General features: G+C 50.6%; 16 protein-coding genes. All 16 read right to left on the bottom strand.

The genetic code is table 11. The features are described 5' to 3' along the window. Positions 1 to 112: 112 nt before the first annotated feature. The 16 genes from LIZ87_RS01365 to LIZ87_RS01440 all read right to left on the bottom strand — a co-directional run bounded on the left by LIZ87_RS01365 (position 113) and on the right by LIZ87_RS01440 (position 21,615). On the bottom strand, positions 113 to 1,795 hold the full coding sequence (locus LIZ87_RS01365; protein WP_227144930.1) for an N-acetylmuramoyl-L-alanine amidase family protein: 1,683 nt from the start codon (positions 1,793 to 1,795) through the stop codon (positions 113 to 115). A 248-nt stretch (positions 1,796 to 2,043) separates the two neighbouring features. Further along, positions 2,044 to 2,661: a recombinase family protein gene (locus LIZ87_RS01370; RefSeq protein ID WP_227145165.1), complete on the bottom strand. Its 618-nt coding sequence runs from the start codon at positions 2,659 to 2,661 to the stop codon at positions 2,044 to 2,046. A 228-nt stretch (positions 2,662 to 2,889) separates the two neighbouring features. After that, positions 2,890 to 4,161, bottom strand: coding sequence for a DUF1015 domain-containing protein (locus tag LIZ87_RS01375; protein WP_178313138.1), 1,272 nt, complete (start codon positions 4,159 to 4,161; stop codon positions 2,890 to 2,892). Between the two features lie 195 nt (positions 4,162 to 4,356). Further along, positions 4,357 to 5,520, bottom strand: a complete 1,164-nt coding sequence (locus LIZ87_RS01380; RefSeq protein ID WP_227144932.1) for a phosphoglycerate dehydrogenase — start codon at positions 5,518 to 5,520, stop codon at positions 4,357 to 4,359. 30 nt (positions 5,521 to 5,550) lie between these two features. Continuing rightward, positions 5,551 to 6,636, bottom strand: coding sequence for a 3-phosphoserine/phosphohydroxythreonine transaminase (gene serC / locus LIZ87_RS01385; RefSeq protein WP_227144935.1), 1,086 nt, complete (start codon positions 6,634 to 6,636; stop codon positions 5,551 to 5,553). A gap of 385 nt (positions 6,637 to 7,021) precedes the next feature. Beyond that, positions 7,022 to 8,704, bottom strand: coding sequence for a biosynthetic-type acetolactate synthase large subunit (ilvB, locus tag LIZ87_RS01390; RefSeq protein WP_178315903.1), 1,683 nt, complete (start codon positions 8,702 to 8,704; stop codon positions 7,022 to 7,024). A gap of 37 nt (positions 8,705 to 8,741) precedes the next feature. Next, on the bottom strand, positions 8,742 to 10,406 hold the full coding sequence (gene ilvD / locus LIZ87_RS01395; RefSeq protein WP_178315902.1) for a dihydroxy-acid dehydratase: 1,665 nt from the start codon (positions 10,404 to 10,406) through the stop codon (positions 8,742 to 8,744). Positions 10,407 to 10,483: 77 nt separating this feature from the next. Further along, positions 10,484 to 11,569: a 3-isopropylmalate dehydrogenase gene (leuB, locus tag LIZ87_RS01400; RefSeq protein ID WP_227144937.1), complete on the bottom strand. Its 1,086-nt coding sequence runs from the start codon at positions 11,567 to 11,569 to the stop codon at positions 10,484 to 10,486. Positions 11,570 to 11,826: 257 nt separating this feature from the next. Further along, positions 11,827 to 12,891 (bottom strand): N-acetylmuramoyl-L-alanine amidase family protein, encoded by a 1,065-nt coding sequence (locus tag LIZ87_RS01405; RefSeq protein WP_227144939.1) that lies wholly within the window; start codon positions 12,889 to 12,891, stop codon positions 11,827 to 11,829. Positions 12,892 to 13,136: 245 nt separating this feature from the next. Next, positions 13,137 to 14,687 carry a ribonuclease Y gene (rny, locus tag LIZ87_RS01410; RefSeq protein WP_227144941.1) on the bottom strand — a complete coding sequence of 517 codons (1,551 nt, stop codon included), beginning with the start codon at positions 14,685 to 14,687 and terminating at the stop codon, positions 13,137 to 13,139. Positions 14,688 to 14,823: 136 nt separating this feature from the next. Beyond that, positions 14,824 to 15,444, bottom strand: a complete 621-nt coding sequence (locus LIZ87_RS01415; RefSeq protein ID WP_178315898.1) for a regulatory protein RecX — start codon at positions 15,442 to 15,444, stop codon at positions 14,824 to 14,826. Then, positions 15,441 to 16,568, bottom strand: coding sequence for a recombinase RecA (recA, locus tag LIZ87_RS01420; RefSeq protein WP_227144943.1), 1,128 nt, complete (start codon positions 16,566 to 16,568; stop codon positions 15,441 to 15,443). The genes LIZ87_RS01415 and recA overlap by 4 nt, the downstream gene beginning before the upstream one ends. Before the next feature lie 283 nt (positions 16,569 to 16,851). Beyond that, on the bottom strand, positions 16,852 to 17,901 hold the full coding sequence (locus LIZ87_RS01425; protein ID WP_227144945.1) for an acyltransferase family protein: 1,050 nt from the start codon (positions 17,899 to 17,901) through the stop codon (positions 16,852 to 16,854). 95 nt (positions 17,902 to 17,996) lie between these two features. Next, positions 17,997 to 19,166, bottom strand: a complete 1,170-nt coding sequence (locus tag LIZ87_RS01430; protein ID WP_178317107.1) for a ribose-phosphate pyrophosphokinase — start codon at positions 19,164 to 19,166, stop codon at positions 17,997 to 17,999. A 120-nt stretch (positions 19,167 to 19,286) separates the two neighbouring features. Further along, positions 19,287 to 20,267 carry an ATP-binding protein gene (locus tag LIZ87_RS01435; protein WP_178317106.1) on the bottom strand — a complete coding sequence of 327 codons (981 nt, stop codon included), beginning with the start codon at positions 20,265 to 20,267 and terminating at the stop codon, positions 19,287 to 19,289. Positions 20,268 to 20,532: 265 nt separating this feature from the next. Beyond that, positions 20,533 to 21,615, bottom strand: coding sequence for a DnaD domain protein (locus LIZ87_RS01440; RefSeq protein ID WP_227144947.1), 1,083 nt, complete (start codon positions 21,613 to 21,615; stop codon positions 20,533 to 20,535). Positions 21,616 to 21,855: the final 240 nt, after the last annotated feature.

A 21,855-nucleotide genomic window follows, 5' to 3' on the forward strand; every position in this document is an offset into this window, starting at 1 on the left:
CTAAATAGTATGTATACTCTTCTATTGTCTTCCAGCCTGTACTCTTCTGCCCAATGCTGCTCTCATCACTGCTGAAATAGAATTTATAATCCGCATATCCGGCTTCGTCCTTTCACCCGCCATATACATTGATGGTCTGCCAGCCGGTTTTCAGGCTTCCGTCGCCCTGCTCTCCGAAATAATAATCCGCCTCTTTCCACCCCTCCGGGTCTGTCAGCGTCTGGTTCAATGTGCTGGATGCCCAGCCGTACAGCATGAAGCCCTCCGCGTCAAAGGCGTACTGATTTTTTCCAATTGACTGCAGCTTAAAGGTATAATTCCTCTTCGCCTTGCCACTGGGGTCGAAGCGCCGCCAGCCCAGGGGGTTTCCATCCTCGTCCAGCTGCTCCTTCCAGCTGCTCGTGAGCATATAGCCATTCTCGTCTAAATAGTATATCTCGCCGTCATATTCTATAAACTCATCCATTACAGCCGCGCCATCGCGATAGAACATTCTGCCGTTTTCTGTCTCTACCCAATATTCGCTTGCTTCCCCTGCTGCAGTTGCCACGCCATTTTCATCAATTATGTATACGGTGCGCTCTACCGTAACCGTTGTGCTAAACTGCATAACACCCTTCTCATTGAAATAATGAAGGACGCCCTCTATCTCCTGAAGGCCTGTCACTGCTATTCCAGTATCACTCAGATAATAGGTCTTTCCTTCACATTCCACAAAGGCGTTCGCCACAGCAGCGCCATCCTGATAAACCATTCTTCCTAAGATTGTTTTTACCAGATAGGTTCCGCTCTCAGAAACCCAGTAGCCCGTATAGGAAGACTCTGCTTCAGAGGCCAATAGATTCTCTAATTCGGAAACCAGAAGAATCTTTTCACTCGTGCCCTGCCAGCCCACAAATACCATATTGTTAGCTGTCATATCCTGTTCTGCCCCATCCACTACAACCGAATCATTGCCTGCAAAGCTGAGTTCGAGAGGCTCTGAATCAGGCTTGCCCTCTCCCCAGTAAAAGGTGATGACATACTGCTCCTGACCGCAGCAGTCGGACAGATTGGCATTTTCCTGACCGCAGACCGGGCAGTCTGGATTTTTCTCCGTCTCTGTGCATTTGACGTCACAAACACACTCTGCTGCCACTGTAAGGAGCGTCACCTGCGGCTCTTCCTCACCGAGGCAGTCGGACAGATCTGCTCCCTCCTGGCTGCAGATCGGACAATCACCGTCGATCCAGTCCTCCGTACACTTTGTCTCACAGATACAGCCGTCTGTATCCAGAAGCTTATCTTCCTCTGTTTCCTCTTCTTTCTTCTGATCTGCATCATTCCCGCTGTCTTCGGTGACACCTGATTCCGAACCAGTGATGCCTTCTGTTGAGCCTGCATTTCCTTCCTCTTCAGAACTGCCCTCAGAGCCTGTACTGCCTTCCTCTCCGGAACCTCCCTCAGAACCTGTATTTCCTTCCTCTCCGGAGCCGTCCTCAGAACCTGTATTTCCTTCCTCTCCGGAACTGCCCTCAGAGCCTGTATTCCCTTCCTCTTCGGTGCTGCCCTCAGAGCCCGTATTTCCTTCGTCCCCGGAACTGCCCTCGGAGCCCGTATTCCCTTCCTCCCCAGCGCTGCTCTCAGAATCCGTGTTTTCCTCGTCCGTGGAGCCTTTTTCGGAATCTGTCCCTCCGTCTTCCGATGCCGTATTCTCATAGGAGCTAGCATTTTCTACTGCTCCATAAGCCGGGACAGTTACATTTGTGAGCATAGCTGCTGTTAAAAGCCATGCTGCATATTTTTTTACTTTCATGTTTCCTCCTTGCAAATATTGTGAAATAATACCATTTCTTGCACACACTATCTTACATTTTCTTTTCATCTTTGCCATACCCTTAAAGCTGAGCATACTCTGGAAAAGCGTTTGATTATGTGTACGTTTCCAAATTCTGCATTTTCATGAAAACATGGATATGTATAGAGCAAAAAATCTTGATTTTTGACTATATAGCTGGTAAACTTATTTACATAACGAGGTTCGGAAACGCACACTTTTTCAGATTATCCATTTTTTCCCAGAACCCTTTCCACTCTGACTGCCTCTGAATAAAACGTGCTGACCGGCATCCCGCAGGCTTCGGCTGCCTGCCTGAGTGTCATCTTTTTATTTCTCCATGCCGCATGGATTTCATGAAAGTTTTCAGGCAATGGCAGCAATGGGCGGCCAAACCGGACTCCCTTGGCCTTCGCCGCTGCAATTCCTTCTGCCTGACGCTGGCGGATATTTGTTCTCTCATTCTCCGCCACAAAGGACAGCACCTGCAATACAATATCGCTCAAAAATGTTCCCATCAGATCCTTGCCCCGCCGTGTATCTAAAAGCGGCATGTCCAATACTACGATATCGATTCCCTTTTCCTTATTCAAAATACGCCATTGGTTCTGGATCTCTTCGTAATTCCTTCCAAGCCGGTCAATACTTTTAATGTAAAGAACATCATTTCGTTTCAGTTTCCGCAGCAATTTTTTATATTGAGGCCTGTCAAAATCCTTTCCTGACTGCTTATCCATAAAGATATTCTTTTCAGGGATCTCCATTGCCAGCAGGGCGATCCTCTGCCGATCCTCGTTTTGTTCCCGTGTGCTTACGCGGATATAACCATAAACATTTTCCTTGATACCATCAGTCCTCCTTCCGCTCCCTGCACACCTATAGTGTCCGAATAATTTAAGGTTTATCAATTCTTCCTTCAAAAATCAAGGGGGGCAGTTTTCCTGGGCCTGATCCTGCAGCTGCTGTGCTGCAGCTCCTCTCTGCAAACCTTTTTCTATGTAATAAGAAAGCCGCAGACCAGTTACGATCTGCGGCTGCTAACGTTCATTTATATTCTTTCTAATGATTGATACCTACCCCAACCGATGTATAAACAATCCGCTCCGAAGCTTCGGCTCAAACCAGGTAGATTTTGGCGGCATGAGGAGGCCGGCGTCTGCTACCTGAAGCAGCTCCTCTATGGAGGTGGGGTACATGGAGAATGCCACCTTCATGTCCTCCTTTACTCTCCGCTCCAGCTCTCCTAAGCCACGGATGCCTCCGATAAAGTCAATGCGCTTGTCTGTCCGCGGATCGCCGATGCCCAGCACTGGGCTTAACAGACAATCCTGCAAAATGGACACATCAAGGCCCTTTACCGGGTCTATGCTCAAGCACTCCGGCTTTGCCTTCAGGCAGTACCATGTTTCCTCCAGATACATGCCGAAGGTTCCCTTCCCGGAAGGCCCGAAGGGCTCCCGGCCCTTTTCTTCTATTTCAAACTTCTGGCTTATGGCTGCAAAGAAGCCCTCCTTGTCCAGCCCATTTAAGTCCTTCACCACACGGTTGTAGGGCAGGATCATAAGCTCCTCATCCGGAAACAGTACGGACAGGAAATAGTTAAAGGGCTCCTCCCCTGTATAGTCAGGATTTTCCTTTCTGCGCTTTAAGCCCACCTTTACGGCGGAGGCTGCCCTGTGATGGCCGTCTGCAATGTAGGTAGCGGGAATGGACGCAAAGGCTGCTTCGATGGCCTGGACAAGCCCTCTGCCTCCGGTATATGGCTCCTGACAGCCTGCCTCCCCGGCGATCCTCCAGACCCGGTGTCCGATTCCATCCTCTGATACAAAATCATACAGAGGCTTTCCTTCCTTTACCTGGGCCACGATCTCCTTCAGAACCTGGTTCTGCCTGTACGCCAGAAAAATAGGGCCTGTATGGGCATTGGTGGTGTCCACGTGGCGGATGCGGTCGATCTCCTTATCTTCTCTGGTATTCTCATGCTTTTTGATAATGCCGTTTACATAATCATCAATGGAACAGCAGGCCACGATCCCTGTCTGGTTCCTGCCGTCCATAGTAAGCTCATAGAGGTAATAATTCTCCCCCTTATCTGTCACATAGACGCCCTCTGCGATCTGTTGATCCAACAGTTCCCTGGCCTTGTCATACACCCGGTCATCGTAGGTGTCCACCTCATCTCCAAATTGTGTCTCTGCCCTGTCGATATTTAAAAAGGACAGCGGATTTCCTGCCACCACCCGGCAGGCCTCTTTTCTGTTATATACATCATAGGGCAGGGCCGCTACTTTCGACGCCACCTTCTCCTCAGGCCTGATACAAACAAAAGGCTTTACAACTGCCATGATTTTCTCTCCTTCCAGCTTTTCAATGCCGCAGCCGCTGCCAGGGGCCCGCCCCGGTATCCAGTCTGGCTGCCGTCATTTTCCCGTACCAAAAGGGCCTTCACAGCGCCAAACCGCCGTGAAGGTCCTTCTCATCATTCTTTCCGTCTGCCATGCATCTTCCTGCCTTCAAAAAGTATGTACACAGAGAGCATATTATTTCACCACGCGCACTCTCAGCACGCCCTTGATCCCGTTTAACTTCTGGATCGTCATAGCCTCCGGCCTGTGCTCCAGATCAAGCAGGGTGTATGCGTACTTATCCCGGCTCTTATTTGTCATGTCGGAAATGTTCACGCCCTGCTCAGCCAGGATGCCTGTGATCTGTCCGATCATGTTGGGGATGTTCAGATGGAGCACTGCAATGCGGCTCTCAGCCTGGCACACGCCCATGTCGCAGGCAGGATAGTTCACAGAATTCCTGATATTGCCGTTCTCCAGATAGTCTGTCATCTCCTGTACTGCCATCACGGCGCAGTTGTCCTCAGACTCCTTTGTGGAAGCGCCAAGATGCGGGATCAGGATGGCCTTATCCATGTGGGCTACCTTTGGATTCGGGAAATCACTCACATAGCGGGCTACCTTGCCGGATGCAAGTGCTGCTGCCATATCATCGTCATTTACCAGGGTATCGCGGGCAAAGTTCAGGACTACAACGCCGTCCTTCATCATATCCAGCTTTTCTTTGTTGATCATGTGCTTTGTGGAATCCATCAGCGGCACATGCACGGTAATGTAGTCGCACTCCTGGAAAATGGTGTCTGCATTTGTGATATGCTTTACGTTTCTGGACAGTCTCCAGGCTGCATTGACAGAGATAAAGGGATCATATCCATAGACCTCCATGCCCAGATGGGTAGCTGCATTGGCAACCTCTGCGCCGATGGCGCCCAGGCCAATCACGCCCAGCTTCTTGCCCTTTACCTCGCAGCCTGCAAAAGCCTTCTTGCTCTTCTCAGCCGCCTTTGCAATGCCCTCATCCTCTGCATTAGCCTTGCACCAGCCAATGCCGCCTACGATGTCGCGGGAAGCTAAGAGCATTCCGGCGATCACCAGCTCCTTTACGCCGTTGGCATTGGCTCCGGGGGTGTTGAACACCACCACGCCGGCCTCGGCACAGGCATCTAAGGGAATATTGTTCACTCCTGCTCCCGCACGGCCTACTGCCAGCAGGCCCTCCAGCAGCTCCATCTCATGCATGGAGGCGCTGCGCACCAGGACGCCGTCTGCCTCCGCGAAATTGTCCGTCAGCTCATAGTCAGCCGGGAACAGGTCTGTTCCGCAGGCTGCGATCGGGTTTAAGCAATGTATTTTCTTCATAATCCGTCTCCTCTACAAATAAAGCAGCAGTTAGTTGCTGTGCTTCTTCTCAAAATCATCCATGAATGCAACCAGCTTCTCCACGCCAGCCATAGGCATTGCATTGTAAATGCTGGCTCTCATGCCGCCTACGGTCCTGTGGCCCTTTAAGTTCTCCAGTCCTGCTGCCTTTGACTCCTTCACAAACAGGGCATCCATCTCCTCATTGCCGGTGATGAACGGAACATTCATAAGGGAGCGGTCCTTCTTCACAACAGTGCCCTTAAACAGCTTGCTCTGGTCTAAGAAATCGTAGAGGAGCTTTGCCTTTTTCTCATTCTGCTCCTTCATGACCTCCAGGCCGCCCATGGCCTTTAACCACTTAAATACCTTGCCGCAGATGTAAATGCCGTAGGTTGGCGGTGTGTTGTATAAGGAATCCGCATCCGCGTGTGTCTTGTAGCGGAGCATGGTTGGAGTTCCCGGAAGGACATCCTCTGTCACCAGGTTCTCTCTTACGATCACGATCACAGTACCTGCCGGTCCCACGTTCTTCTGCGCCCCTGCAAAGATCAGGCCGTATTTTGTCACGTCCACAGGCTCAGATAAGAAGCAGGAAGACTGGTCTGCTACCAGGAGCTTGCCCTTTGTATTTGGTAAGGTCCAGTACTTTGTGCCGTAAATCGTATTGTTCTCACAGATATAAACATAATCTGCATTCTCAGATACCGGAAGGTCGGAGCAATCCGGAATATAGCTGAAGGTCTTATCTGCGCTGGAGGCAATGGCATTTGCCTGGCCGTACATAGAAGCCTCTTTGTGAGCCTTCTTTGCCCACTGACCTGTCACAATGTAGTCAGCCACCTTGTTCTTCATCAGGTTCATGGGCACCATAGCAAACTGCTGGGAAGCGCCTCCCTGAAGGAACAGGACTTTGTAGTTATCCGGAATATGTAAAAGATCCCGCAGGTCTGATTCAGCATCTTTGATGATAGTATCATAAGCCTTAGATCGATGACTCATCTCCATCACTGACATTCCTGTACCTCTGTAATCCAGCATCTCTGCTGCAGCTTCCTTCAGGACGTCCTCCGGCAGCACAGCCGGGCCTGCTGAAAAATTGTAAACTCTGCTCATCTGTTTCTCCTCCTTGATCGATGTGACTGCACATCCATTTTATTTATAACTGTTCAGAGCGGCGGGAAAACAGGCGGAAAAAGCTGTGTTAAGCTCGCTTATAAGCAGCTTTTTCCGTCTGTTTTCGCATCGGAGGAACCTCCGATGCTTCTTGAATGACGAATGTCATTCAAGAAGATGCCCCTTTCTGAATAGTTACTTTCTTTAATATATGCAGATGACTTCCCTGTATTCGGGACTCTGGAAAATCCCGGCACAGGGAAGCCGCCTGACTATATACAACCTCGTATACCTGTCCCTTTTATAGCTGCCATTCAGCTATCCGGCACTTTATCGTGGTAATCTATAACGTTTCTAAAGTGTTAAAACCTACTATACACCTTTTTTAGTTAATTTTCAAGTCCGTATCATCAAATGCGTCAGCAATCGGTGCTCCCGGTGATACCATCGGGAATACCTTCTCATCGCAGCTGATCTGGCAGTCGATGACCACAGGGATATTTAAGGCAATAGCCTCACGGAGCACCGGCTCTAATTCCTCCTTCTGGGTTACGCGGTAAGCCTTTGCTCCCATGGCCTCTGCCAGCTTCACGAAATCCACCGCATCATTGAGAATCGTCTGGGAATAACGCTTTCCATAGAACAGTGTCTGCCACTGGCGCACCATGCCCAGCACGTGGTTGTTCACCACCACCTGGATGATCGGGATATTGTAGCGGGTGGCTGTGGCGATCTCATTCATGTTCATGCGGAAGCAGCCGTCTCCTGCAATGTTGATGACTGTCTTGTCCTTGCAGCCCATCTTTGCGCCGATGGCAGCACCCAGGCCGTAGCCCATGGTCCCAAGGCCGCCGGAGGTCAGAAGTGTTCTTGGCTGGCGGTACTGGTAATACTGGGCCGCCCACATCTGATGCTGGCCCACCTCCGTTACGATAATGCCATCCCCGCCTGTTACCTCATTGATGGTCTGTACAATAAAAGGACCTGTGAGCGTGCTCTTGTCATAGCGAAGGGGATACATATCCTTCATGCGCTCAATATGAGCGATCCACTCATCATGGTTTGCCGGGTCAAGGCGGGCATTGAGCTTGCGCAGAATGATCTTCACATCGCCGATAATGCTGGCATCCACCTTGATATTCTTATTGATCTCCGCCGGGTCAATGTCCAGCTGGAGGATCTTGGCATTTTTTGCAAATTTGGAGGCATTTCCTGTCACACGGTCACTGAAGCGGGCGCCTACTACGATCAGCAGGTCTGCCTCTGTGATTCCGAAGTTGGAGGTCTTTGTGCCGTGCATGCCCACCATGCCTGTGTACAGTTCATCTGCACCGTCAAATGCTCCCTTGCCCATAAGGCTGTCTGCCACAGGAGCCTGGATCTTCTTGGCAAATGCCCTCAGCTCGTCAGAGGCATTGGAGATCACAGCGCCGCCGCCCACAAAGATGAAGGGCTTTCTGGACTTGCGGATCATCTCCACTGCCCTGTCCATGTCCTCCTCTGTGATGGTATCGCTCTGGCGCACGATCTCCTCCGGCTCCTGCTTCTCATACTCGCAGAGAGCGGCAGTCACATCCTTTGTGATATCCACAAGGACAGGACCCGGCCTTCCTGTCTGGGCAATGGTAAATGCCCGGCGGATGACCTTTGCCAGCTTATTTACATCCTTTACGATAAAGTTATATTTTGTAATGGGCATGGTCACGCCTGTGATGTCGATCTCCTGGAAGCTGTCCTTTCCCAGAAGGCTGTTTGCCACATTACATGTGATGGCTACCACCGGAACGGAATCCATATAGGCTGTTGCGATTCCTGTTACCAGGTTTGTTGCACCGGGGCCTGAGGTGGCCAGACATACGCCAACCTTTCCGGTGGCCCTTGCATATCCGTCCGCCGCATGGGAAGCTCCCTGCTCATGGGAGGTAAGGATATGGGTGATCTCATTCTGATGCTGGTAAAGCGCGTCATATATGTTAAGGATAGCGCCTCCCGGATAGCCAAACACGGTATCTACGCCCTGCTCCTTTAAACACTCTACTACGATCTCTGCTCCCGTTAATTTACTCATTGCTTCCGTACTCCTTTTCTTCTAACTGCTGATATTCTTATTTCACCTGGAGCACAGCCCCCTTGTCGGCAGATGTCACCAGGGAAGCATATCTTGCCAGATAGCCGCTTGTCACCTTTGGCTCTCTGGGCTGCCATTTTGCCTTTCTTGCTGCTAATTCCTCATCGGAAACCAGCACGTTCAGCTGGTGGTTATCAATATCAATGGAAATGGTATCCCCCTCTTCTACCAGGGCAATGGGACCTCCCACAGCCGCCTCAGGTGATGCATGGCCGATGGATGCGCCTCTGGATGCACCGGAGAAGCGTCCGTCTGTGATCAGGGCAACGGTAGAGCCCAGTCCCATGCCTGCAATGGCTGAGGTTGGGTTCAGCATCTCTCTCATGCCGGGGCCGCCCTTTGGTCCCTCATAGCGGATGACGACCACATCGCCCTCCACGATCTTTCCGCCCTTGATGGCAGCAATGGCATCCTCTTCACAGTCAAATACTCTTGCCGGTCCCTCATGCTTTAACATCTCAGGAGCCACAGCAGAGCGCTTCACTACTGCAGAATCCGGAGCCAGATTGCCGCGCAGGATGGCAATGCCGCCTGTCTCGCTGTATGGATTCTCCACCGGGCGGATCACCTCAGGATTCTTATTTACGCATCCCTTGATGTTCTCCCCTACGGTCTTTCCTGTCACGGTGATGCAGTCCAGATTCAGAAGTCCCTTCTTGCTGATCTCATTCATCACTGCGTAAATGCCGCCAGCCTCATTGAGATCCTCCATGTAGGTCGGGCCGGCCGGTGCCAGATGGCACAGGTTCGGCGTCTTTGCACTGATCTCATTTGCGATATCCAGATTTAAGTCAACTCCTGCCTCATGGGCAATGGCAGGAAGGTGGAGCATACTGTTGGTGGAGCAGCCCAGGGCCATATCCATGGTCATGGCATTGCGGAAGGCTGCCTCTGTCATGATGTCTCTCGGACGGATATTTCTCCGATACATCTCCATTACCTGCATGCCTGCGTGCTTTGCAAGCTTAATGCGCTCGGAATAAACGGCCGGGATGGTTCCATTGCCCTGAAGGCCCATGCCCAGCACCTCTGTCAGGCAGTTCATGCTGTTGGCCGTGTACATGCCGGAGCAGGAGCCGCAGGTCGGACATGTCTTGTTCTCGTATTCCTTTACATCATCCTCATTCATCTTTCCCGCTGCATAAGCGCCTACCGCCTCAAACATGCTGGAAAGACTGGTCTTATGACCCTTTACATGGCCTGCAAGCATGGGGCCGCCGCTGACAAATACGGTAGGCACATTGATCCTGGCTGCTGCCATGAGAAGTCCGGGAACGTTCTTGTCGCAGTTTGGAACCATTACCAGAGCATCAAACTGGTGAGCCAGAGCCATACATTCTGTGGAATCTGCGATCAGATCCCTCGTTACTAAGGAATATTTCATGCCGATATGGCCCATGGCAATACCGTCACAGACAGCGATAGCCGGGAACACGATGGGTGTTCCGCCTGCCATGGCAACGCCCAGCTTTACTGCCTCCACGATCTTGTCCAGGTTCATGTGGCCCGGCACGATCTCATTGTAGGAGCTGACAATGCCCACTAATGGCTTTGATAATTCTTCTTCTGTTATTCCCAGTGCGTTGAACAGAGACCGATGAGGTGCCTGCTGCATTCCTGTTTTTACTGCATCACTTTTCATTTTTATCCTCCTAATATGCCCTATGGCCTTTGGCCTGCCGGGCCTGCGCTGCTTCGCGGTTTTCAGTCATTTGATCGTTAATTAATATGGGCGGCAATGAGATCTCCCATCTCTTTCGTTCCTACCTTTTTGCACCCTTCTGTCATGATATCTGCTGTGCGCCAGCCCTCTGTCAGCACTGCCTGGACAGCTGCCTCCACTGCATCTGCCTCCTTGTCAAGGTCAAAGGAATAGCGCAGGAGCATGGCTGCGGAGAGAATGGTTGCAATGGGGTTGGCAATATCCTGGCCTGCAATATCAGGTGCAGAGCCATGGCTGGGCTCGTAAAGGCCGAACTTGCTCTCATTCATGCTGGCTGAGGAGAGCATGCCGATGGAGCCTGTGATCATGCTGGCCTCATCTGACAGGATATCTCCGAACATGTTCTCTGTGAGGATCACGTCAAACTGGCCTGGGTTCATAACTAACTGCATGGCGCAGTTGTCAACCAGCATGTGGGAAAGCTCTACCTCCGGGTAGTCCTTTGCCACCTCTTCCACTACCTTGCGCCACAGCCTGGAGGAATCCAGCACATTGGCCTTATCCACGCTTGTGACCTTCTTTCTGCGCTTCATGGCAATGTCAAAGCCCTTGATGGCAATGCGGCGGATCTCATTTTCATTGTATGTAAGGGTATCCACAGCAGTCATAACGCCATCCACTTCCTCTGTGTGGCGCTCTCCAAAGTAAAGGCCGCCTGTAAGTTCTCTCATGATCACCATGTCAAAGCCGTCGCCGATGATCTCCTTCTTTAAGGGGCAGGCCTCTGCCAGCTCATTGTAAAGGTAAGCCGGGCGGATATTGGCAAAAAGCCCCAGGCCCTTTCTGATGGCAAGGAGCCCTGCCTCCGGCCTCAAGTTCGGAGCCACATCATACCATCTGGAATTACCCACATTTCCTCCGATTGCGCCCAACAGCACGGCATCGCTCTTTCTTGCAGTCTCTAAGGCTTCCTCTGTAAGCGGAACGCCGTAGGCATCAATGGAGCAGCCCCCCATGAGGATCTCTGTGTAATCAAAGCGGTGGCCGTAGACCTGACCCACTTTATCCATTACCTTTCTTGCCTCTCTCACGATCTCCGGTCCAATTCCATCTCCGGGAATGACAGTTACATTATAATCCATTTTGCATATCTCCCTCATCTTCTATTCCTTATGGTTATGACGTCATAGGATATTACGTTTTCTTACAATCATATCTCATTTGTTCCGTTATTTCAACCTTTGAAAGGTGATTTTTCCATTACAAAATATACAAGTTTGGAATCTTTGATATAAATTCAAGTTATGTTTTCTATATAGTAAAAGAATCCTGCTCCGAAGGAGTTTCCTACGATACAAAAAGCAGCTGCTTCTGTTTTGCAGCTGCTTTTTGCCATCAATCATTCATCATCCTTACCGCTCAGCCGTTCCCATTCCTTCTGCATCTCTTCATCGGGATCAACCTCCAGCTCTGTCTCCTTTGTCACATCCTCCTGCTGGGCGATCTTTGCTCCGTCTGTACCCACAAGATAATTGTCCGGGGTCAGGCAGTTTGTCAGCATGTCGCCATTTTCCGAACAGTAGTATTCTTTTCCTTCCCACTGGACCCAGCCTGTCTTCATGTAGCCCTCCTGATCAAAGAAATACCACTTGCCATTGATCAGAAGCCAGGTATTAACCGGATAGCTGCCATCCTCGCTGCTATACCACCAGCGGCCGTCTGCGGCCTGCTCCCATTTTCCTGTGCCGCCCGAAGGGTTGTCCCGGAACTGGGCCGCCTTCTCTGCACTGATGTACACAGAATTAGACTCCATCCAGTCTCCCTTTGTATCTGTCTCATATTTATTCACAGGGCGGATCTTCACGGTATAGCTGGCATTGCCCTTTACCATCCGCTCCCGGCAGTTGATACTGCCTGACTGTGTCTTCATCACAGTTCCCACAGCGTTTCCATCACGGTACACCTTTACCTCATATTCTCCCGCATTGGCCAGAGTAGTCCAGGTGGCAACGCCATCCTCTGACAGCTGGACGGTCTCCAGATCCTGCAGGGTATTCTGAAGAGAGGGCAGCTTCACATCCATGAGAAGGGTGGCGCTGGAATCCTGGCGTGTGCCCTTTACAAACTCGGCACCGCCCTTTAACTTGATCTTATCCTTTGGAAGTGCTTTAAAATAGTAGTCGTCCTCCGCTGTCAGTGTGATCCTGATCTCAGGAACCGTATCCGAAGTCCATTCAAAGCCAGTATTCATCACCTCGTAGCCATCAACAGAGAAACGGCTGCTGTTGGTCTCGATCTCAATATTCTCTGAACCGAAATCCGTATTCGGCTCAATGTCCGCCTTGATCGTAAGGGTGATCGAGGTGATCGCCGTCCGCTTGGCTCCATATGCGGGCATTGCCATCACTACAGCCAAAAGTCCCGCTGCAGCTCCCACTGCCAATTTCTTTCTCATCCCGTTCATTCACAAACTCTCCCTGTTCTTACTCATACTATGAAATCTATCCTTACTTTATCGGTTTTTATATGGGGTGTCAATGAATATTTCCTTACGATTAATGAAAATGCGAAAATTTTCGTATCAGTAAGGCGGCTGCATCCTGCCGGAGGGATTTTTTGTTACGTAGGATCTCCAGAGGAGTTTTCTAATGTAACAAAAAAAGAAGCCCGCTGGTTTCCCAACAAGCTTCCTCTTATTATTTGTTCCAACTATTTTGCGTAATCTGTTACCCTGGATTCGCGGATGACATTGACCTTGATCTGGCCTGGGTATTCCAGCTCGTCCTCAATGCGCTTAGAAACCTCTCTTGCCAGCAATACCATATCGTCATCGCCGATCTGTTCTGGAACTACCATAATGCGGACTTCACGTCCCGCCTGAACAGCAAAAGATTTGTCCACTCCCTTAAAGGAATTTGTGATATCTTCTAATTGTTTTAATCTGTTTGTATATGTTTCCAATGTCTCACGCCTTGCACCGGGCCTTGCAGCAGAAATGGTATCAGCTGCCTGTACGATGCAGGAAATGAGGCCTGTAGGTTCAACATCGCCATGATGGGACTCTACCGCGTTTACAACCACTGCAGACTCCTTATACTTCTTACACAGGTCTGCACCCAGCTGTACATGAGTACCTTCCATATCATGGTCAACGGATTTACCAATGTCATGTAACAAACCAGCACGTTTTGCCAAACGTACATCCACTCCGAGTTCTGATGCCAGAAGCCCTGCCAGCTGGGATACTTCGATGGAATGCTTTAATGCATTCTGTCCATAACTGGTCCTGAACTTCATCTTGCCGAGTAATTTTACTAATTCTGGATGAATTCCATGGATACCAACTTCGAGACAGGCGGCCTCGCCCTCTTCCCTCATGTTGTTTTCCACTTCCTTCTGTGCTTTCTCTACCATCTCTTCGATCCTGGCCGGATGGATACGCCCGTCCACGATCAAACGCTCCAATGCAATCCTTGCCACTTCTCTGCGGATTGGATCGAATCCAGATAATACAACCGCCTCCGGGGTATCATCAATGATCAGTTCCACGCCTGTCAGTGTCTCAAGGGTACGGATATTGCGTCCCTCTCGCCCGATAATGCGGCCCTTCATCTCATCATTCGGAAGCTGTACAACGGAAACCGTTGTCTCAGCCACATGGTCTGCGGCACAGCGCTGAATCGCTGTGACTACCAGATCCCTGGCCTTCTTGTCAGCCTCTTCTCTCGCCTTGTTTTCAAGTTCCTTAATCAACTTAGCTGTGTCATGCTTTACGTCGTCTTCAACAGATTTTAAAAGATATTCTTTTGCTTGTTCGGAGGTCAGACCGGATATCCGTTCCAGTTCCTGTATCCCCTGCTCATACTGGGCTTCCACTTCTGCGGTACGCTTACCGAGAATATTTTCCCTTCTGACCAGGTCCGCCTCCTTCTTTTCCAGGGCATCTGCCTTTTTCTCAATGTTTTCTTCTTTGCTTAATACACGTTTCTCATAGCGCTGAAGTTCTGCTCTGCGTTCCTTGGTTTCCTTTTCCAACTCATTTTTTGTCTTTAAAGATTCTTCCTTGGCTTCCAGGAGAGCTTCTCGCTTCTTTGTCTCTGCGGTTTTTAATGCTTCATCTATTATTTCCCTGGATTTTTCTTCTGCGCTTCCCACTTTGCTGCTGTACTGCTTACGCTCGTAGGAACGGCCATAAAACCAGGTAATAATAGCTACGACTATCATTAAAACAATCATAATCGGCATCATTATCTGTGACACAGGAGCACCTCCTTATTTAATTTTCATTGTACAAACTACAACGGTTTAATTTTATACTTTTTTCAGAATTATGTCAAGCGTATTCCCCCTATTTTCCTGGAAATACAGACAATATAGACAAATGGGCGGCTCTTTCTCAAATATCCTTTTCTCTTTCCCACGAAATATCTCTCATCACACGCTGTATCACATCAAAGGAATATCCCTTTCTGCCCAGATAGGCCGATATGCGGCACTTCTCCTCATAGGAGGCAGTATTCCTTCCCTTCAGCCGCTTTTCCAGCAATGCCCTGGCAGACTGCTCGTCATCTGCCGGCGTCTCCTGGAGCACGCAGTCTATGTCCTCCTGGCCTATTCCCCTCTGGCGCAGCTCATATACCATCTGCCTGCGGCTTTTCCTGCTGCCATTGACGGAAACGTAATGCTCTGCATAAGCTCTGTCGTCCAGAAACCGGTACTCTTCCAAAAAATCCATCACCCGCCCTACCACCTCGGCGGGATAGCCGTCCTCTGTGAGCTTCTTTTCCATCTGGGCCTTTGGACGGGACTGGGACTGCAGAAGATAGAGAGCCCTGTCCTTTGCCCGGATCATGAGCACCTCCTCTACGATCCGGCGGTAGGTCCTCTCCTCAAGCTCACCGCCCTCTTCTATCCCATAGTTTTCTAATTCTCCCCTGTATAAAACAAAGGCAAAGCCTTCACTTAAGAAGACTTTGCACTTTCTCTTACCTTCTGGGGTCACTGACGTGACGATCATAAGATACCTTCTCCTTCTGGAGAATCAGCTGTATCTGCCGGGATACCGGACTGGACGGCTGGTGCAGCCGCCTTCGCCTCTTCCTCTTTCGCGCCCTGCAGCTGGAACTTCTCTCTTACCTTTGCCTCTACCTCGCTGCAAACCTCCGGATGCTCTGCCAGGTACTGCTTTGCATTTTCACGGCCCTGGCCTATCTTTGAGCCGCTGTAGGCAAACCATGCGCCGCTCTTTTCTACGATATTCTCCTTTACAGCCAGATCCAGGATATCGCCCTCCTTGGAAATGCCCTTTCCGAACATGATGTCAAACTCTGCCTCTTTGAATGGAGGGGCGATCTTATTCTTCACCACCTTGACCCTGACGCGGTTTCCGTTGGCCTCTCCGCCCTGCTTTAAGGTCTCGATACGGCGCACATCCATACGCACGGAGGAATAGAACTTCAGTGCACGTCCTCCGGTAGTCGTCTCAGGATTGCCGAACATCACACCTACCTTTTCGCGAAGCTGGTTGATAAAGATCACAATACAATTGGACTTGCTGACAATGGCGGTGAGTTTCCTCAATGCCTGGGACATCAGCCTTGCCTGGAGACCCACATGGGAATCACCCATCTCACCGTCAATCTCTGCCTTTGGCACCAGGGCTGCCACAGAGTCCACGATCACAATATCCACTGCGCCGGAACGCACCATGGTCTCTGTGATCTCCAGTGCCTGCTCTCCGTTATCCGGCTGGGAGATGTACAGATTGTCAATATCAACACCGATATTTCTTGCATATACAGGATCCAGGGCGTGCTCAGCATCAATGAAGCCTGCAATGCCTCCGCGCTTCTGCACCTCTGCCACCATGTGAAGGGCCACCGTAGTCTTACCAGAGGACTCTGGTCCGTAGATCTCAATGATCCTTCCCTTTGGCACGCCGCCTAAGCCCAAGGCAATATCCAGGCTGATGGAGCCTGTGGGAACGGTCTCTATGTTCATATTGGCTCTGGAATCTCCCAGCTTCATGATGGAGCCCTTTCCATATGCCTTCTCAATCTGGGTGAGGGCGGCGTCCAGCGCCTTCATCTTCTCTTCTTTATTCATATCGCGGTTTACACTCATCTTTTCTTCTTTGCCCATAACGTCCTCCAAAACGAACAAATGTTCTTATTGATTATAATCATAGTATACTTCTTCTAAAATGTCAATGATAAATTTTCCCTACACCCTCCTTTTTCCCTCTGCTGTACTCTCATGATACCTGTGGATCCGGGCGAAATGCCCCTTAACAGATGCCTGTGCATGCATCCGGCAGCTTAGGCCGCCATAGAAACCAAAGAACCTGCAGGAAGAAGCCTGCAGCTGTATTTTTAGAATAACATACAGGCCGGGAGTTTGCAAGGAGGACTTTGCAGGAACCGGCTCACCGCCCTCCAGTCAACAGGCTGTAAAAGGCCGGACACACCCTTTTTAGCACATTCACCAGACAGCTGCTTACTGCCAGAACGAGAAAGGGCATTAGGAAGAACACGGAAAGGGCAGAGAAGGCACTGGCAGGCAGCAGGAGGGCAGCCGCCTTGTTGAACAGCCTTACCCAGGCAAAATGGATGGCATACAGGAAAAAGCTGTGCTTCATCCACTCTCTGGCTGTTGGAAGAGGCAGAAGCTTTACGGCAAATATGGCTGCCCATACCCCCAAAAAGCGGAGAGCGACCGTATAAAGGGCCCTGCAGAACAGAACGCCTCCCGGCCTTCCCATCACATATACGGCTGCAAATCCTCCTGCCAGCAGCAAGGCCCTCACCGCTGCCTCCCATCCCTTAAGCTCCTTTTCCACGAAGCCTCCCCAGCTCTCCCTGTGAAGAGCCCCAAAGGCCGCTGCGCTGTAATAGAACAGGGCATCTGCATTGAGCAGCGGAAGGTCTCTGTTTCCCCGGAGGAAGCAGAGAAGAAGAACAAGGAAAATGCCTCCGGTCCAGGTGCATTTTAAGATTGCATAGAGGACCGGCGCGAGAACAATGAGCAGAATGAGCTGGTACAGATACCAAAAAACAGGATTATAGGCATAATGGAACAGAGCCTCAAACATGGTCTCTGCTCCAAAGGGAACGGGCTCCTTTCCCACGATCCCGGCTGCCCCAGGCAGGCGGGTCGCCGCCACATATCCCATATAATAAAGAAAATTCCACAAGAGATAGGGGACTGCCACTGTTTTCAACCGTGACTTCCATTTATTGTAAAGCTTATCCATGGAAAAATTCCGATAGAAAAGATAGGCAGACACCATAAAAAAGCCCGGCACCGCGATCTGGCCCAGACCATTTCCCAATCGTCCCTCCAGCTCCATGACTCTGGCGGCACTCTCCCCTGCCCCCAGGAATAATTCCCCGTTAAAAGAATGCACCCAGATCACCAGGATACTGAACAGAAATGAAAGCCAATGGATCTTGTTCCGAAATACTTGCTCCTCCATGCCCCCTCCTTTTTCATGCAGGACTGCCGGAATGGCAAAAAGGCCATTTCCCCCAAAAGGCTTTCTTGGAGGAAACGGCCCAATCTGTATTGCCCTTAGCTGCGGTACTGTGCCAGGAGGCGGTTGATCCTCTTGGTAGGTGTCAGAAGTTCGCTTAGAGAGGCGTCATGGTTCAGATTGTCGATGATAAGGGCAATATATTTACTCATATCCACATTAATATAGTAAGGCCGCTGCAGCAGATCAGGGGTCTGGTATACCAGATTGGTGGTAAGGATCCTGTCGATCAGCCCTTTCTCATAATACTCATCGAATTTTGCAAGACCGCCTGTGAAGAGTCCGAAGGTGGAACAGATAAATACCTTTCTTGCCTTCCTTCTCTTAAGCTCCTTTGCCACATCCTGCATGCTCTCGCCGGAGGAGATCATATCATCAATGATCAGTACATCCTTTCCCTCCACGCTAGAGCCTAAGAACTCATGAGCCACGATGGGGTTGCGTCCATTGACGATCTTTGTATAGTCACGGCGCTTATAGAACATACCCATGTCCAGTCCCAGCATATTGGCAAAATAAACAGCGCGTCCCGTACCGCCCTCATCCGGGCTGATGACCATCATGTGGTCGCTGTCGATCTGCAGATCCGGTTCATTTTTCAAAAGGTACTTTAAGAACTGGTAGATCGGCTGCACGGTCTCAAAGCCCTTAAGGGGAATGGCATTCTGCACTCTCGGATCATGGGCATCAAAGGTGATAATGTTCTCCACACCCATATTTACCAGCTCTTTTAATGCCAGAGCGCAGTCTAAGGACTCCCTGCCGGAGCGCTTATGCTGCCGGCTCTCATATAAGAAGGGCATGATCACATTGAGCCTGCGGGCCTTGCCTGCTGCTGCCGCGATCACACGCTTTAAATCCTGGAAATGATCGTCCGGAGACATATGGTTTGTCATGCCAAACAGGGAATAGGTCAGATTGTAGTTACACACATCCACCATAAAATATAAGTCATCGCCTCTGACAGACTCTTCAATGCTTCCCTTGCCTTCACCGGATCCAAACCGCGGGGTATTGGCCTGGATAATATAAGAATCTCTCTGATATCCAGCAAATGCAATGGTCGATTTATGTTCGCTCTCCCTCTCTCGTCTCCAGTCCACCAGGTAAGCATCCACCTTCTTGCCCAGGTCTGCACAGCTCTTTAAGGGAATAAGCCCTAAGGGGCCAACGGGTATGGTTTCGATGATTTTCTCCTCATATAACATGGCTTTGTATCCTCCTGCTTTCGGCCGTTGTATGTCATAATAGAATCGCATATACTTTTATACCATCATTCTCCATGGTTCGTCAAGGCCATTCCGCCTGTCAGAGCCATGGTTTTCGCGTTATTTCTTTAACAAACGGATATCTCCTCCATACAGGGGGATAATGTTGTATCCGCTCATAATACGGGACGTCACCCGGTCCGTATAGGAATCCCTGAGGCGCGCCAGCGTCAGGTTCGTGGAAATGATGGTGGATCGCCCCACGCTCATCCTCTCATTGATACAGTAGAAGAGCTGGGAGGAGGTAAAGCTGTTGTTCAGCTCTGTTCCCAGATCATCTATGATCAGCAGATCGCAGTCCAGCACATACCGGTACATATCCTTCATGTCTTCTGCATGATCGTAGTCAAACTTTGTTTTTGAAAATACTTCAAACAGATCGGAGGCCGACAGGTAGATAACGGAGTGGTAGGAATCCATCAGCGCTTTGGCAATACAGTTGGTAAGGAAGGTCTTTCCCACGCCTGTGCTTCCCGTAAACAGAAGGTTCTCATGCTTCTTGTCAAAGTTCTCCGTAAAATCCCTGCAGCTCTTTACCACACGTCTCATATACTCTGCATTCGTAATGCCGATCTGGGGCAGCGCCTCCCTGTCATCGTAATAGTCAAAGGACAGGGTTTTGAAATTTTCCCGCTCCAGCACCTTGTCCAGATTGGATTGAGCATAGAGAAGCTTCATCTGGGCCTGGAGAAAGCAATGGCATTTGCGCCCGCTGATCAGGCCTGTGTCGCGGCAGTCCGGGCATTTATAGTGGAGCTCCAGACAATCCTCCGGAAAGCCTGCCGCCTTCATGAGAAGAGCCTTCTGCTCCTTTAGATCAGCCAGCTCCTCGCGGAGCCTTAAAAGAGCCCCGGTATCTCCCTCCAACAGCTGCTTTGCGCAGGCCACGGACCGCCCTGCGATCTCTGCCTCAAGCTCGCGGATCACAGGTACCTTCTCGTATACCTCTCTCCGGCGCTCCTCCAGGGCATGCTGGTTCTCTATCTGCTGTCTTCCATATTCCCTCATGATCGCATCGTACTGGGAATTGCTAAGTGCCATTGTATATTCTCCTCATCGTCTCTTTCTAAAACCTACATGCGCCCAGCAGCGGACGCGCCACCATATCATGAAAGTCTGGTGGGCGCATTGGGCATACCTGAATACATGCCGCCTTGCGGCGGCGGAGTTTTCATGGTAAACCTACATGCGCCCAGCAGCGGACGCGCCACCGTACCATGAAAACCCGGCGGGCATATTTGACACGCCAAAGCTCATACCGCTTGTCTGACAGCATGACTTCCGCAGCAGCAAGATGGCTGCTCCATCAGGGCTGCTGGCCCACCCACTCCTTTACCTGCTTTAATACCAGCGCATCATAATCCGTATCCCGCTGCTTGAAGTTGTGGAACTGGTTTGGCGCTTTTCCGGCACCCTGCCTGGAAGCGGCGGCTGCCGCATACTTCTGAAGGCGTTTTCCGCGCTCCTCATTCTTTTCCTCCGTGCTGAGATAACGCCTGGAATCCAGCTCCCTTATGTCCTCTGCACGTTTCACGCCTGCCTTTTTCCAGTCAGTCAATATCTTATCCGCATACTGGAAGCTCGGATTGTGGATAGCCGTAATGGTCCTGCTGCAGGCCTCCAGCACGATCTCCCTGGAAAATCCGTACTCCTTAAACCATTTATCCATCAGCTTCTGCTCCGGGGCAGCCGGTTTTCTGCTGTTTAAGCCAAAGGCCTTCATGACGGCAAAGGCGTCCCTCGTATAGGCAGCGCAGAAGTCCTTCGCATCCTGGGCTGTCCGCACTCCCTTGTCGTGCCAGCTTAAGGCCACCGTCTCCAGATAGCGCACGGAAGTGTGTCCATTCTGGGCACAATATTCCACCAGATACTCCAAAAGCTCATTGTTCATCTTAAGCCCGTCATAGAGATAGGCAAAGACCTGACAGTCTCTGGGAGTAAAGACCTTGTTCATATATTTCTGGGCAATGTAAAGGAGCTGGGAGAACTCTTCGTCTCCTGACAGGCGGTTGACCTGGTCCACGGAATATCGTGGCTGCTCCTCTATGGACACCGTATCCCCGAAGGACTGTTCTTCCTTCGGCTCTTCCCTGGAAGCAGCAGCTTCCTTTCTCCCCAAATCCCTCTCCCGCACAGTCTCTGCCTCCCGGCTCTCCTCCAGAAGGATACCCGCTCTCTTCCAGTAGCTTAAGGCCCTGCGCACATCGGACTCCGTATGGTTTAAGGCATCCGCAACGGCCTCCACCGTGATGTCTTCATCCTGGTGGCGCAGCACATACAGATACACCTTCACATATTCCCCGTTAGCCGCCGCCATATAGCTGTCAATAAACTCATTGGCGACCAATGTGGACGGAACGCTCCACCTATCCTTCAACTCCCCGCTCATGCTTTCCACTCCTTGCTGCTGAAAATGTTACTGTTCACAGCCCGCTAAAAAACAGCCGTTCTGCGAACAACAGCATGCTTCTCGATGCACGCAAACCGCAAAAACGCGATTCGGTCGGAACCGAACCGGCACGGCATAATGTCGTGAGACATTATACCATATCCCCCATAAAAAGAAAATAGTCCTACTTTTTCAACCATCCCGCTGTGGATACTGTGGATAATGTGGACAGTCAGTGGA

The sequence above is a fragment of the Lacrimispora sp. 210928-DFI.3.58 genome (genome assembly GCF_020554865.1).
Taxonomy (GTDB): Bacteria; Bacillota; Clostridia; order Lachnospirales; family Lachnospiraceae; genus Enterocloster.